The sequence below is a fragment of the Pontibacter toksunensis genome (assembly GCF_042686245.1).
Classification (GTDB): domain Bacteria; phylum Bacteroidota; class Bacteroidia; order Cytophagales; family Hymenobacteraceae; genus Pontibacter; species Pontibacter toksunensis.
In genome coordinates, this window is the sequence record NZ_JBHUOX010000009.1 from 18,983 (window position 1) to 33,198 (window position 14,216).

At 48.2% G+C, this 14,216-nt stretch carries 14 protein-coding genes; 4 read left to right on the plus strand and 10 right to left on the minus strand.

Translation table 11 applies throughout. The features are described from left to right. Positions 1-123: 123 nt before the first annotated feature. The 5 genes from ACFS7Z_RS13065 to mnmD form a co-directional block, all read right to left on the minus strand. Positions 124-1,122, minus strand: coding sequence for an aldo/keto reductase (locus tag ACFS7Z_RS13065; protein ID WP_377485194.1), 999 nt, complete (start codon positions 1,120-1,122; stop codon positions 124-126). A 242-nt stretch (positions 1,123-1,364) separates the two neighbouring features. After that, positions 1,365-1,670 (minus strand): hypothetical protein, encoded by a 306-nt coding sequence (locus ACFS7Z_RS13070; RefSeq protein ID WP_377485196.1) that lies wholly within the window; start codon positions 1,668-1,670, stop codon positions 1,365-1,367. Between the two features lie 388 nt (positions 1,671-2,058). Then, positions 2,059-3,162, minus strand: coding sequence for a DUF748 domain-containing protein (locus ACFS7Z_RS13075; protein ID WP_377485198.1), 1,104 nt, complete (start codon positions 3,160-3,162; stop codon positions 2,059-2,061). 122 nt (positions 3,163-3,284) lie between these two features. Then, positions 3,285-3,779, minus strand: a complete 495-nt coding sequence (locus tag ACFS7Z_RS13080; RefSeq protein WP_377485200.1) for a glutathione peroxidase — start codon at positions 3,777-3,779, stop codon at positions 3,285-3,287. Positions 3,780-3,917: 138 nt separating this feature from the next. Beyond that, positions 3,918-4,598, minus strand: a complete 681-nt coding sequence (gene mnmD / locus ACFS7Z_RS13085) for a tRNA (5-methylaminomethyl-2-thiouridine)(34)-methyltransferase MnmD (protein WP_377485202.1) — start codon at positions 4,596-4,598, stop codon at positions 3,918-3,920. 238 nt (positions 4,599-4,836) lie between these two features. On the opposite strand from mnmD, the gene ACFS7Z_RS13090 reads away from it, so the two are divergent. From ACFS7Z_RS13090 to ACFS7Z_RS13100, 3 genes are all read left to right on the plus strand, one after another. Next, positions 4,837-5,265: an acyl-CoA thioesterase gene (locus ACFS7Z_RS13090; protein WP_377485204.1), complete on the plus strand. Its 429-nt coding sequence runs from the start codon at positions 4,837-4,839 to the stop codon at positions 5,263-5,265. A gap of 21 nt (positions 5,266-5,286) precedes the next feature. After that, complete coding sequence (gene rlmN / locus ACFS7Z_RS13095; RefSeq protein WP_377485206.1) at positions 5,287-6,360, plus strand: 23S rRNA (adenine(2503)-C(2))-methyltransferase RlmN; 1,074 nt, start codon at positions 5,287-5,289, stop codon at positions 6,358-6,360. 102 nt (positions 6,361-6,462) lie between these two features. Beyond that, on the plus strand, positions 6,463-7,749 hold the full coding sequence (locus ACFS7Z_RS13100; protein ID WP_377485208.1) for an outer membrane beta-barrel protein: 1,287 nt from the start codon (positions 6,463-6,465) through the stop codon (positions 7,747-7,749). A 52-nt stretch (positions 7,750-7,801) separates the two neighbouring features. On the opposite strand, the gene ACFS7Z_RS13105 is transcribed toward ACFS7Z_RS13100, so the two are convergent. Next, a complete protein-coding gene (locus ACFS7Z_RS13105; protein WP_377485210.1) occupies positions 7,802-8,767 on the minus strand; it encodes a YihY/virulence factor BrkB family protein in 966 nt (321 codons plus the stop codon). Between the two features lie 165 nt (positions 8,768-8,932). On the opposite strand from ACFS7Z_RS13105, the gene ACFS7Z_RS13110 reads away from it, so the two are divergent. After that, positions 8,933-9,697, plus strand: a complete 765-nt coding sequence (locus ACFS7Z_RS13110) for a hypothetical protein (protein WP_377485212.1) — start codon at positions 8,933-8,935, stop codon at positions 9,695-9,697. A gap of 91 nt (positions 9,698-9,788) precedes the next feature. Here ACFS7Z_RS13110 and ACFS7Z_RS13115 read toward each other — a convergent pair whose 3' ends face one another. From ACFS7Z_RS13115 to ACFS7Z_RS13130, 4 genes are all read right to left on the minus strand, one after another. Continuing rightward, the gene (locus tag ACFS7Z_RS13115) at positions 9,789-11,243 is read right to left on the minus strand and encodes a DUF4403 family protein (protein ID WP_377485214.1); all 1,455 of its coding nucleotides are present in this window, start codon (positions 11,241-11,243) and stop codon (positions 9,789-9,791) included. A 99-nt stretch (positions 11,244-11,342) separates the two neighbouring features. Further along, positions 11,343-11,660 carry a thioredoxin family protein gene (locus ACFS7Z_RS13120; protein WP_377485216.1) on the minus strand — a complete coding sequence of 106 codons (318 nt, stop codon included), beginning with the start codon at positions 11,658-11,660 and terminating at the stop codon, positions 11,343-11,345. A gap of 163 nt (positions 11,661-11,823) precedes the next feature. Next, complete coding sequence (locus tag ACFS7Z_RS13125; protein WP_377485218.1) at positions 11,824-12,552, minus strand: DUF3891 family protein; 729 nt, start codon at positions 12,550-12,552, stop codon at positions 11,824-11,826. A 503-nt stretch (positions 12,553-13,055) separates the two neighbouring features. Beyond that, on the minus strand, positions 13,056-14,030 hold the full coding sequence (locus ACFS7Z_RS13130; RefSeq protein ID WP_377485220.1) for an NAD-dependent epimerase/dehydratase family protein: 975 nt from the start codon (positions 14,028-14,030) through the stop codon (positions 13,056-13,058). Between the last annotated feature and the right edge of the window lie 186 nt (positions 14,031-14,216).

Sequence of the window (14,216 nt, forward strand, 5' to 3'; positions counted from 1 at the left end):
ATGTATAAAATAGGGCATCGGTGTGTTGTTATGAAATAGCTTGTTTGGACAAGGCACTTTAAATAAAGAAAGACAGCCGCTTAGTACAGCAGCTGCCTTTCTTCCTGAAGGATTTTACGCCTTTTATGACTTCACCAGCTCCAGCTTATTCAGCTCTTCTGTAATAAAGCTAATCTCATCCTGGGTCAGTTTTACAGTTAATGCTTTGGCGTTTTGTGTGGCTTGTTCAGCGTTCCGGGCACCTACCAGTGCAATGGTGATGCCGGGCTGCTCTACTGTCCAGCGGATGACGAGTTGGGCGAGTGAGGCATTCTTTTCATCAGCCAGCGGCTTTATCTTCTGCAGGAACTGGTCTGTACGCTTCAGGTTCTCGTCCTTAAAGAAGTAAAGGTTGGCCCTGTGGTCTCCTTCGCTAAACTGGTGGCCGGGCTTCATCTTGCCTGTCAGCAGGCCCCGCTCCAGCGGGCTATAAGCCAGTATGGCTTTGTCCTTTTCGATGCAGTAGGGCACTACATCAGCCTCTATGTTGCGCTTCACCATGCTGTAAGGCACTTGGTTCGACACCAGCTTTACATACTTTTCTGCCTCCTGCATCTGCGCCACACTATAATTGCAAACCCCGGCATGGCGTACTTTCCCTTCCTTTATAAGTTGTGCCACCGTTTCCATCGTCTCCTCAATGGGCGTGGTCGGGTCAGGCCAATGGATCTGGTAGAGATCAATGTAATCGGTTTTCAGGCGGCGCAGGCTGTTTTCGCACTCTTTTATGATGCTGTCTCTACCGGCATATTTATAGATGTCAATGTCTTTGCCTTCGTTGTCCTGGCTTTTCATGGCAAGTTCTCCTTTGTTCAGGTCCCAGCGCATGCCGTACTTCGTCAAAATCTGCACTTTGTCGCGGGGAAGACCTTTGATGGCTTCTCCTACTATCTCCTCGCTGGTGCCCTGGCCGTAGATGGGTGCCGTATCAATAGAAGTTACACCCAGGTCATAAGCTGCCCTGATGGCTTCTACTGAATCTTTGCGTTCGGTGCCGCCCCACATCCAGCCTCCTGCTGCCCATGCGCCAAATGTTACCACTGATACGCTCAGGTCTGATGTTCCAATCTTTCTGTATTCCATGTTTGTTTATGTATGAAAGGTTTTGTTGTTCTTGTTTCTGCTTTCTAACCAGAAAGCTAATCTTCTTAACAACGCCCACTACAGCATTAGGTTTAGGACCTGCGGCCTACCTGGAAGTCGAAAAGAAGAGGGACTAGGCATCGGAAGAGTGTACAGCCCAGATACTTTGTGGAGGCAGCCAAGGCAATAAAAAAGCCTCTACCGGTAACCGGAAGAGGCCTGCTGAGTCTTTAAGCTGCTGCTTACTTGTTATAAACGATTTTGAACTTCTTTAGATCCTTTACAGGTCCGAACTGCGCATGCTCAATTGTTTTTCCTCTTAAATAAATCCTGCGCAGGTGTACTTCCACAGGAGCCAAGTTCCGGGTGAAGTCCGAGGAAACAACCTTGCCGTAAAACTCTTTCGCTTCTACGGATTCCCCTCTGCCAAACGCATGTCTCGACTCTTTCTTGTTAACCGGTAGGCCCGGTATAATCTGGTAGGTCGTGCAGACTACCTCATACTTTGGCTGGCATGCTTTAACAACTTTTTTAAGCAGTGTTTTCATAAGGACTAATCTTTATTTGTGTCTTTCTCCTCGTGAATAAACAGATTAAAGTACAAGTATGCTAATATATTTATAACTGAATATTAGCAATCTAAAAGATTCCTGTAGGTGTCTAATAGTATATTGGCTAAGTCATATGTATTTGGTCTCTGAAGCAGAAAGGAAAGGGTTTTTGCGAGTATAATACAATTAAATAATGGCTGTGCAGGTGCTGCAAACAGGGACACTTTTGTTTCTGAAGCCACAGCCTTCACGATGTTGCCTCTCTATAGCTTCTTGGCTTCATGCGCCATTTAAGACGGGGCAACTTAGGGAATAGCAAAGCCTGAATACAGGTACTCCTGCTTTTGGATCTGGTCTTGCAGCCACAGTTCTCAGAAGCTGCCAGCTAATCTTTACTGCCTTTGTCTCTGTTCGACCTGCCTGCCTCATTTTCAAGGCTCTTGTTAAAGGCGTCGATGTAGGCATGCCGCAAAACGTTCAGGAAGGTTTTCCAGGAGTTTGTGTCGGGGTTGTTCACATCACCTGATATGGGTACCTGGGTTGCTATCTGGTCTCGTTTCTGGTTTTCTGCTGCTTCTGTAAACAGACCAATCACGGCTTCCTTGGCGGCATGAAAAAAACCATCCTCTTTCTTATCCTTCTTCCAGTTTAGCACTTTCACATCTTCGAGGAAAGGCTTCATATAACCATCCAGCTGGCCGTCCGTCAGCTTCACTTTGCTATACATGTCCAGCCTGCCCCTTTCCACATCAAAACCGCTGTGCGCCTTTATGACATCATTCAGGCTTGTGAGGTCGACTTTTGTCAGCTTGAGGCTCATGTCGAGGTCTGGCATCTCTTTCAGGAAATTTCCCTTCATGTCAGCCTCCAGCAAGCCGCCTCCAACAGATTTGCCAGATAGCTTTACAGTAGAGGACAGCGCATTGGTAGAGTCCTCCACATTGGCCAGGTTCAGGGCTACCAGTTGCATGTTATCTACATGCATGTCTACATTAGGCTTGGCATTAAAATCAAGATAAGCCACCCTGCCATTGTCAACTTCAAACTGGTTGATAGTGATGGGCATCAGGTCCTTGACCACCTGTGTCCAGTCGTCTTGTGTTGCTTCCCGTGTAGAGTCAGTCGTTCCTGTGGAGGCCACTATGTTCATGACAGGGCGTTCCATCCTGACCTCCCCCACAAGCTTACCTTTGATAAGGGATTTCCACTCAATAGAAAGATCTGTTAAGGGGATTTGCAGAAAGGGGTATTGCGGGTTTCCCTTTTCTTCTACCAATACCAGGTCTTTGATGGTATATGCTCCCCGGTACAGGTGCAGGTCTATGTCACTGACATGCCCGGTGTAGCCCGGTAACTCATCAAGCGTTTTGTTTACGTAGTTCTTTACAATGTAGGGAAGGGCTACTCTGGCCGCTATCAGCAGCAGAATAATAGCGGCCACCAGTATGTATGACTTATTGTAACGCATAGCACCATAGGTAAAAGACACTGGCTAAAAGGCACGCGCTATACAGCCTTCTACGCTTAGTCATTTTACGTAGGGCAGGTGCTGAAGGGGAAAGCTATCAGGGGAAAAATATACCACCAGGTGAGGCAAGGCAGTTGCCTGGGTTAACGGCTCTTTTGTGCCAGCAACTCTTCCACATAAGGCGCAATCTTTTCCGGCTTGGTGATAGGGGCAAAACGCTTTACCGGTTTGCCATTCGCATCGATCAAAAACTTGGTGAAGTTCCACTTGATACGGCTGCCCAGGATACCACCCAATTCTGACTTCAGGTATTTGAAGACGGGATGTGTGTGTTCACCATTCACGTCTACTTTATTGAATACCGGAAAGCTGACGCCATAGTTTATCAGGCAACCTTCTTCAATTTCCTTTTTTCCGCCCGGCTCCTGGTTGCCGAACTGGTTGCAGGGAAATCCAAGTACCACCAGGCCATCCTCCTTATGCTTGTGGTAAAGCGCCTCCAGCCCCTCATACTGTGGCGTAAAGCCGCACTTGCTGGCTGTGTTCACCACCAGTACCACCTTTCCCTTATATTCCTCCATGGGTATTTCTTTGCCCTGAAGCGAGGTTGCGGATAGTTGGTAGAATTCTGAAGCCATAGGATAGGTTTTTTGGTTATACAAACACAGACGGAGCACCTGCAGGTAAGGTTCTCTGTCTGTATTCTGGGGAGTGCGATTTGGCCGCTGAAAGGCGTAGCGTTTCGTGAAGTATCAGGAGGAGAAAGTTTGCATTAATCAATACACCACCGGCTTTATACCGCGTGTCATTTCACGTTTGCCCGGAGGGCCTGGCAGGGCTTCTACTTCAAAGCCTGCTGCTTTCAGGCTGCGCTTAAAAGAACCTTTGGCGCAATATGTTACCAGCACACCACCCGGACGCGTGGCCTTGTAAAGTTTCTCAAACATGGCATCAGCCCACAGTTCCGGCTGCTTTTCAGGGGCAAAGGCATCAAAATAGATAACATCGTAGTAAGAGTTCGGCACAATGAACTCCTCCAGCGTTTCGTGTATCTTCTGTAGCGTAAAATAAGGGATAATATCCACCGGCTCGTTCCAGGGGCTGGCGTGCAATTGCTGGAAATAGTCGTATAGTTCCGGGTTCAGGATGAATTGCTCAAAGTTAAGCTGCTTTACTACCTCATCCTTTAGCGGGTGCTTCTCCAGTGTATCATACTGGATAAACGCTTTCTGAGCCAGCGCCACCGGGAAAGTCAGAATGGCATTAAGGCCTGTGCCGAAGCCCACTTCCAGTATCTTTATGTCTTTTTTCTGCTCCAGTACGTGCTCCAGGCCATGCTTTATGAACACGTGCTGAGACTCCTGCAATGCCCCATGCACCGAGTGGTAATGCTCGTTCAGGTCCGGCACATAAAGGGTGTTAGAGCCGTCTTTTGTCTGTCGTATTTCGAGGTGCATCTTTTTTATATTACTTTACAAAGTTAAGCATTGTAACGCACAGCCTGCAATAGCAAAACGGCTGATAAGTTGATTATTTAGCTTCTTTTATGGCTTTAGCAAAGCTTTTTGGAGGCAAAGCACGCATAAATGAAAACTGAAACAGCCATTCTACTTAAAAATCATACAAATGTTCTGTGAAAGCACCATATGCCTTCACATTAAAACCTGCAACCATTAAAAAACAAGAAACTAAACTATGGCAAGAGTACAGGTAAACATACCCGCACATACACACTTTGAAGCAAACATTCCCATCCGTATCACGGACCTGAACTATGGTGATCATCTCGGAAACGACGCCCTGCTATCTATCCTGCACGAGGCGCGGGTGCAGCTGCTAAACAACTTTGGCTACAGTGAGATGGAAATAGGCGGTGCCAGCCTGATTATGGCGGATGTGGCCATCAACTACAAAGCGGAAAGCTTCTATGGCGATACCCTGACCATCAAGATGGCTTTTGATGATATAAACAAGTATGGCTTTGACGTAACATACCATGTCCTGAACCAGAATGGCAAAGAAGTGGCACGTGCCAAAACAGGTATGCTCTGTTTCAACAACACAGCCCGCAAACTTATGTCACTACCAACAGAAGTAAAGGCGAAAATTGAAACTAAAGCCTGAGGTTTTTTGTAATTTTGCAGTATGACTTTGATTGCAGATATAAATATTCTTAATAAGAAAGATATCCGGAAACTGTCTTTGGATGATCTGAAGGCGTGGCTGGTGGAGCAGGGGGAGAAGCCTTTCCGTGCGAAGCAGGTGTACGAGTGGCTATGGAAGCACTCGGTGCAGTCGTTTTCGGAGATGAACAACGTGAGCCTGGCGCTACGCGAGAAGCTGGAGCAGCATTTCGCGATCAACGGTGTGCAGGTGGCTACGCAGCAGCTGAGTTCAGACGGCACGATAAAATCTGCTTTCAGGCTTCACGATGCCAACATTGTGGAAGGCGTTCTGATTCCGCACAACGAGCGCAAGACTGCTTGTGTGTCGAGCCAGGTAGGCTGCTCGCTTACCTGTAAGTTCTGTGCCACCGGCTACATGGACCGTGTCCGCAACCTGGATGCCGCTGAAATTTATGACCAGGTGGTGCGCATTAATGAGCAAAGCATGAAGCAGTACGGGGAGCCGCTCAGTAACATCGTGTACATGGGCATGGGCGAACCGTTGCTGAACTATGCCAACGTCATGAAGAGCATTGAGCGCATCACGGCGCACGATGGTTTGGGCATGGCTGCCCGCCGCATTACGGTGAGCACGGCTGGTATTGCCAAAATGATCAGGAAAATGGCAGATGATGGTGTGAAAGCAAATCTCGCCTTGTCGCTGCACGCGGCAAATGACGAGAAGCGGAACCAGATCATGCCCATCAACGAGACCAACTCACTGGAGGCCCTGACGGATGCGCTGAAGCATTACCACGAGGTAACCGGCCGCAAGGTAACGTACGAGTACATCGTGTTCGAAAACTTCAACGATACGCTGCAGGATGCGGAGGAACTGCTGCGTTTCTCAAAGATCATCCCGTGCAAGATCAACCTCATTGAGTATAACCCAATCGAGAACGCCGACTTCCAGAACACAAACGACGAGCGCTGGCAGGACTTCATTTACTACCTCGCCGACCGTGGAGTGCAGGTAAATGTGCGCCGAAGCCGTGGTAAAGACATCGACGCTGCCTGCGGGCAACTGGCCGTAAAAGAGAAGCAAACAGTGTAAAGAGAAAAGCATTTGTGCAACAAAGGCCCCTGCTATGGATGTAGTAGGGGCCTTTCTCGTTCATTTTCAGTAACTCAAAAGATAGAATGTAAGTATCGACATATGTATATTTTCCTGAACTATGACGGTAACTTCATGAGCAAACTTTATTCTTTCTTCTTCACACTTTTCATATTTGTTTCTTCTTCTTTTGTGCAGGCACAGGTTGTTTATAAGCCAGGCCACATCATAACCCCGGAAAATACCCAAATCGCAGGGCTTTTAGGTTATAGAAATGACGTGAGCTACGCACAGGGTATTATGTTCAAAGGAGATGAAATGGCAACCGCGCGTCAGTACCTGCCTCACGAACTGAATGGCTATGCGTTTGAGAAGGGTGGCCGCTACGAAGCAGTGCCAATAGCTGGGGCCAATAACACTATAAAGCCTGTTTTCCTGGAAGTGTTGGTGAAAGGTACTGCCAGTTTATATTATCTGAAAACAGGTGATTTAAAGGAGCGCTTTTTTATTAAAAAGCAGGGGGAAGAACTGGAGGAACTGCTGCATGAAGTAAGGAGGCTGCAAATGGAGAGTGGGGAAAAGTATAATGCCGATGTGAGGCTATATGTCGGCACCCTCACCCGATACTTTTTGGATTGCCAGGATGCCCAGTTGCAGATAGAGCAGACCCGCTTAAAGCAGCCGGGCTTAGTAAAGCTTTTCTCCCGGTATAATGCCTGTGTTGCCCCTGCCGAGGCGCAATACGTGAAAGATGTAGGTAAAGGATTGCGGGTAAGGGCAGGCCTTTTGGCGGGTGCCTCTTTAACTACCTCTCAGTTTAGCGGTAAACATGCCAGCTCCTTAGACCTACAGAATAACAGTGGTTTCGAGACTTCTCATGATTTAACGGCAGGGCTTGCCTTAAACATAGTTGCGCCAGGTTTAACTGAGAAAATAGGTTTACATGTAGGTGTTATGTACACACAGTATGCCTTTGAGGGAAACTATGAGATTCATGAATCAGATGAAATTCACAGGCAATTTAACTACCAACTCAAAGCTTCTCATTTGAAAGTGCTTGTTATGTTACGTTATACTTACCCCAAAGGAATAATCAGACCATTTGTGCAGGCGGGTATTCAGAATGGATTCGTACTGAGCAAGGAAAGCAATGAGCAGGAGCGGTCAAAGTACTACAATATTACCCGGGAGAAAGAATACCCGCTCTTGGATGCCTATCGTGGGCATGAGCAAGGCTTCCTGGGCGGCATAGGTGTGCTGCTTCACCTTACTGAGCAAATAAACCTGACTGCTGAAGGCCGTTATGAAATTAACAATGGTATCTCTGCCTACCGGGAGTTGGAGCACTCAAACAGGAGCGCCTCTTTCTTGGTAGGGATAATGTTTTAGGCAAATTTATTCCTGAGGCTAAACAGTGTAATGATGTAGTCCTGCTGCAGGTTTAACTCCTTGGTTCAAATCTGCCTTCTGGCTTTGGTCTGCCGCCGGCTATATCGTCTTTATGTTTTGTAACCTCGCGCTCCTCTACAAATACAGCAAAATGCTTGGGCCGGATGCTCTGCCCGAATGCCGCGGCATATTGTTGGGTGAATTCTGCGCCAAAAAGTACAATCAGAGACGTATAGTAAATCCAGACAAGAATAACTACCATAGAGCCTGCTGCCCCATAGGCAGAACCCGGGTCACTGGTGCCGATAAACCAGCCTATTAGCACTTTACCAATGGTGAAGAGCACAGCTGTTATAAAGGCTCCTACCCAAACGTCTCTCCACCGGATAATAGCATCAGGCAAATAATGAAAGACGAGGCCAAAAAGAGCCGTGATAATTCCAACTGAAAGCAGAATGTCCACTAATTGGATAACGAAAACTCCTATATCAGGAAATACATTTGATAAATAGTCACTCAGAATAGAGATAACAGTACTGAGCAGCAGCGACACCAGCATGAGCAGGGCAATGCTCAGCACTATGCCGAAAGAAAAGAGCCGCACTTTGAGCATGTTCAGAATACCACTTGTGGGTTTCGGTTTCAGGTTCCACACCATGTTAAGTGATTGTTGCAAGGTCGCGAAGAAAGTGGTAGAGGCAAAAATCAGAGTGCCAAGGCCTATCCAGAAAGCCAGTCCGGAAGACTCGCTTTGATGTGCGTTTTGGATGATAGTTTCTATTTCCTGAGCAGCGTTCGGTCCTATGGCACTCGATATCTGATTTGACAGTTCACCTGATACAGCCTTCTCCCCAAAGAAAAACCCTGCCGCCCGGATAATGATCACTAGGAGCGGGGGAATGGAGAAGATGGCATTGAAAGCCAGCGCCGCTGCTAAAAGCAAAGAGTTATTGTCTATGAACTCTGATGCACTCGTTTTGAACAATGTAAAGGTATTCTTAGCAGTATAACCAGCCATGGGCTTTTTTATATATCAATAACTAAATCTTCTTAAGATACGGCAGCAGCATGTTTAGGTTAAAAGTTACGTGTAGTGTGCAAACAAGCAGAAACGGGAAAGTGTTTGGAGCGGGTGCACTGTAAGAGCAGAATGCGTATATTAACCTCACTTTATACTTGAACAATGCATCTCAAACAAATCAGATTATTCCTGCTCCTGTTTTGCCTGGCTTTTATGCCGCTGACGGCTATCTGTGATCCAGCACCTTCACCAGGTGCTGCTCAAACTGACCCCCGGGCGCGGGCGCTGGCTCAAAGGGTGCTGGATAGCATGGGCGGCCGGAAAGCCTGGGACGGTACCCGCTACCTTGCCTGGACTTTCAACGACCAGTATCAGATTTGGGACAAGAAAAAGAACCGGTTCCGTTGGGAGAGGGACAGTTTAGTGGCCATTATCGACACTCAGACCAAGGACGGCAAAGTATACGTGAAGGGGCAGGAACTGGAGGACCCGGAGGAGAAGCAAAAGCTGTTAGACCGCGCCTATGCTCTCTACATCAACAACTCCTATTGGCTTGTGATGCCGTTCAAGCTGCTGGACCCGGGCGTTACGCTGAAATATGTAGCAGAAGACACGACCATGGATAATGCAGAAGCCGATGTGCTTGAAATGTCTTTCGATGCAGTTGGCCTGACGCCTCAAAATAAGTACATGGTATGGGTTGACAAGCAGCAGGGGCTCGTTTCGCAATGGGCTTTCTTCCGGAAGTCTACAGACGAAGCGCCTACTTTTACCCGCCGCTGGTCAGGCTATAAAGACTACGGGAAGATAAAACTCGCCAGCGACCGCAGCAACCCGCAAAGTGACTTTGAACTGTTCCATATTGCCTCACCCAGGTCGGTTCCGGAAAAGGTGTTCAACAGCCCCACGCCAGTGGATAAGCTGTGAGGTAGACGTTGGTTAGACTTTGGATGTAATACTTTAGATGTTAGACTACTTTTCCTAATATGAGCCTAGTATTTAATGTCTAACTTCTAAATTACAGATTATCAACCGTAGCCGTCAGGTTTCCCTTTGCATTTACGATAGCTTTAATGCCTTCCGGGGTCAGGTAAATGTTTTCAGGCGTAATGTGCTGTATGCTGCCGCGGAGCAGCAGCGACTCATGCACCCTGCTTTGCTTGTCGAGGGTGGCCTGCAGCATCTTTTTAGCATCGTCTAACTGGCTCTGCACCGGTAAGCTTACCTGCTGCTGAATCATGTCCTTGAATTTGTTTTTGGCAAGCCAACTGGCAGTGTTCAGCAACTTATCTTTTGTGTCGAGGTCATAATCAACATCCCGCACTTTTATAGAGGCCGTTGCCGCATCGTAATATGGTGTGCCGCGCAGGTACACTTTGCCTACAATTTTCTTGGTGAATAAGCCTGTCTTGGTTTTCCCGTCCACATCCAGCATCAGCACCAACTGCTCTCCACCAGGTGTGATTGCAGCATCTTTTACGGTTATCTGGCTCTTGCCATCGTCAAACGTATAGGTCTGGTTAGCCACCTGCTCGTGCACCATTCTGCTGGCGTGGGAGTAAGGGATATTTGCCGTTAAGCCAACTTGTATCGCATCATCCATGCGGCTGTCAACAATTAGCTTCGGCAGGTTTCTGTTCTGCTTCACCTGCGGCTTTCCATCGGTGGTAACTGTGATGTAAGAGGTAATGCCAAGGCGCGTGTTCAGAGCGCCGTTCTTGCCCAGCAGGGGCGCCATGCGTACTTCCTTCGGTACTACTGTAAGCCAGGCGTTGGTCGCATCGTCCAGCTTCACCGGCTCCTGCAGCATCAGCCAGGCATCCGCCACATATTTCTTTAAATCAAGGTGGTTCTGCAACTCTTTGTCCAGCTGCCGGGAGAGGGTGCCCATCTGCTGGCGCAGGGCAGGCTCCACGAAGCGCGCCAGGCCAATCTTCATCGGTCCCAGTTCTATGGTTGGCTTTGTGTTTCCCCACTCAAAGTCACCGCTCGTGATGGTGTTGATGCGGTAATCTTCAGTCAGTCCGATGCGGCTTTCCGTCTTGATAACCATATCGAAGCTGGTGTCTTCCGTTTTGTCGATGGCAGGGCAGAACTTACACGGGTCCCACTTCCAGCGACCTTTGGCATAGATTTGCAGCGGAATACTAAAGTACACCTTGTCCTGCTCGGCCCGCACGGTCATCCTTCCTTTCTTGGTAACGGTGACGGCCATATTGTCATCCTTCAGGTTTTCGTCTTTGTAGAGTATCCCTGCTATTTCCTGGTTCAGTCTGCTTTCCATGGCGGCGATAGAGATAGAAACAGGCACTGTGATAGAAGAAAGCTGTGGCTTGTATGCAGGAATTACCGAAGCGGTAGCAGCAGGTGCTGCGGTATTGAGCTTATTTGTGCTGGTGCAGCTTTGCAGCGTGTAGCCCGACAGGACCGTAAAAACCAGAGCGGCAATGGCTTGTAGATGTAATTTATTCACAGAGTATAGCTGATTTTAAAAAAGTGGCGCAAGTTAAGCACCTTTTTCATATGCAGCTATAGTCGGGCAATAGACGTGCCGTAATTTTTTCTGTAACAGCTATCTCAGGTTATCTAAAAGCCTTTTTATCTCTTCCTCTGTAGATACTACGCCACATTCCTGTAAGGTGCCTTTGCGGTAAGTGGCGAAGAAAGGTGTACCCGTCAATCTTACTTCCTTACTTGATACCGGATTCTCAGAAGCGCTCATGCGTACGAATGTAATATCGCTGTAGGTGGGGTTAGAAGAGAAATCGGCGAAGGAGGGTGCTAATTGTTTGCACACCTGGCAGGCATCGTCTATAAATTTCACGATTACCTTCTCTTTCTCAAAAATCAGCTGCCTTAGGTGGTCATCGTTAGATTCAAGAATTGTCATGGTTAAGAGCGTAGTATACTTTAGTACATAAAGTATAGACGGAGTTTTTACCTGATTGGTTAGAGAAGCGGACTGGAACTACAGATGCCGAGCTTTAGCAGCGAAGTCTTAATCAAAAGCCAGCCAACCTAGGGCAGCTTATTCCAATAACGAAGCAGGTTGCTCAGGAACTTTTAAGCAGCCACTCTAGGCTTTGTGCCTCCGCCTGGTGCAGTGCTTTTGCCAGTCCGGCATCGTTTTTAAACTGCAGTTGCTCCAGCACTCTATACTCTACCTGCACCTGTAGTTGTGGCGCTGAAAAAGGCCACGGCTCCACATTAACCGAAGTGTTCTGCAATCGCTTCACAAAATAAGTTTCTCCGTCAGGGCCTTGTGTTATCTCCAGGGCACGTTCATCAGCAGGCAACTCGTGGCGGCACAGGATGAGCGAAAGGCGGTCGCACCACTGCATGATGGCGTACGCCTGCGCTGCTTCTTTCTGGCTAACCCCAAGGCCCTGGCGGCATTCTTTCTGCAGCGCCTGCTGCTCATCCAGAAAAAGGTTTATACCCTTCTGCTGTCCGCGCTGGCTCTCGTAGAGGTAGCTCATGTGCATGGAGGTGAGCATAGCTACCCAGCGGCTCTGGAAGCGTACAGCGTGCATCAGAGCCTGTGCCTGCTCCAGTGTGGTTGGCAGCAGCGTGAAGTCAGCCGGGGCTCCTGCTGGTGTTAGTCCGTCTTTCCCGCGCCAGGTTTTCTGGCGGTTATCATGGTTTGCAATCGCTATAACAGTTTCTACCCAATACCGGCACTGCAGCTCTGGCTTCAGCTGATACGCGAGCTGTGCCGCCAGCACACCATGCGCCTGCTGATAAATAACTTCCCATCCTTCCGGTATAGCGTTCACAATCATATTTTGCTTCTTATTACTGCTGCATTATTAACTGCTTTTCAGGGAGAAGGTTGAGGAGAAGCCGGGGAACAAAACAAGAATAGCCTTCCTCTTAAAAGGATGTAAAGTAAAACACCATGCTCTATACCATCTGCTATGCAACCAGCTGCAAGCAAAATAGAAAAGCAGACACCCCGCCTTGGATTAGCCAAAACGAGAGTTTTGAGCTAACGAGCGTAGCTCTGAGGGGTAGGGGTGGTTTGAACCGGTAAAGCAGGGACGGGAATCAAGAAGTCCCCAGCAGTTTAACTCCCAACTTCATCATGTTAAGTTGCTGGTGAAAACGCACAACAAAGAAGGCGGGCATTCTAAAGGAAACAGAATAGATTGATGCTAAAGCATAATTGAAGTTGCTCGAAAATATACCTCTACAAATCAAAAGCGGGTGACACTTAGTAGGATCACCCGCTGATAAGTATATCACATTAAAAATAACTGATAAGTATATCACATTAAAAATAACCCTACACCGCCTGCTCCGCCTTCAGCCGCTTCAGGTTCTGGAGCATGTCTGCTGTCATGGCATCTAAATTATAGGCTGGTTTCCAACCCCAATCTTGCTGGGCGGCACTGTCGTCTATGCTCTGCGGCCAGGACGCTGCAATTTGCTGGCGTGCGTCCGGTTTGTAAACAATTTTGAAGTCAGGAATGTACTTCCGGATAGAGGCCGCTATTTCTTCAGGCGAAAAGCTCATGGCACTCAGGTTGTAAGAATCACGCACTTTTATGTTTTCTGCCGGAGCGTGCATCAGGTCCAGCGTAGCCTTTAGCGCATCGGGCATGTACATCATTGGCAGCTGGGTGTCTTCGCTAAGGAAGCACTCGAAAGTTTCTCCTTCTATGGCCTTGTGATAGATATCCACTGCATAATCGGTTGTGCCTCCGCCCGGTAGGGCCTTGTAGCCAATGAGGCCCGGATAACGAAGGCTGCGCACATCCAGGCCGTGCTTCTGGAAATAGTACTCACACCAGCGCTCTCCAGCCTGCTTGCTGATGCCGTACACGGTGTTCGGATCCATGATGGTGTGCTGCGGAGTATTGTGGCGGGGCGTTCCTGGTCCGAAAACGGCAATGGAACTTGGCCAGTAAACCCGCTCCACCTGCTGCTCCAGCGACAGGTCCAGCACATTAAAGAGGCCTTCCATGTTCAGGCGCCAGGCAAACTTCGGGTTCTTCTCCCCGGTTGCCGATAACACGGCAGCCAGGTGGTAAATCTGCTTGAATTTGTACTTTGCGGCCAGCTCTCCCAGCACCTTTGTATCCAGTACGTTTACATGCTCAAAGGGCCCGGAGTCGCGCAAGTCATCTTGTTTGGGAGGTGCAACATCCGCTGCTACTACATTAGCGCCACCATAGATGTCACGAAGTGCAAGTGTAAGTTCTGAACCTAACTGCCCGCAGGCTCCTATTACTAATACCGTGTCAGGTGTTTTTGCCATTATCAAGAATAAAACTTTGCACAAAGTAACCTAATTCAGGGCAATCCTGAAAGCACCCAACCCGAAAGGGAGGCTGCAACCAGTTGTGCCTCCAGGGCATCAGTATAGCAGTTTTGCAACCGGTAGGCCGATGGTTAACATTCATCTAAAAAAAGCTTACAGGCAGTGCAACAAAGGGAATAATAG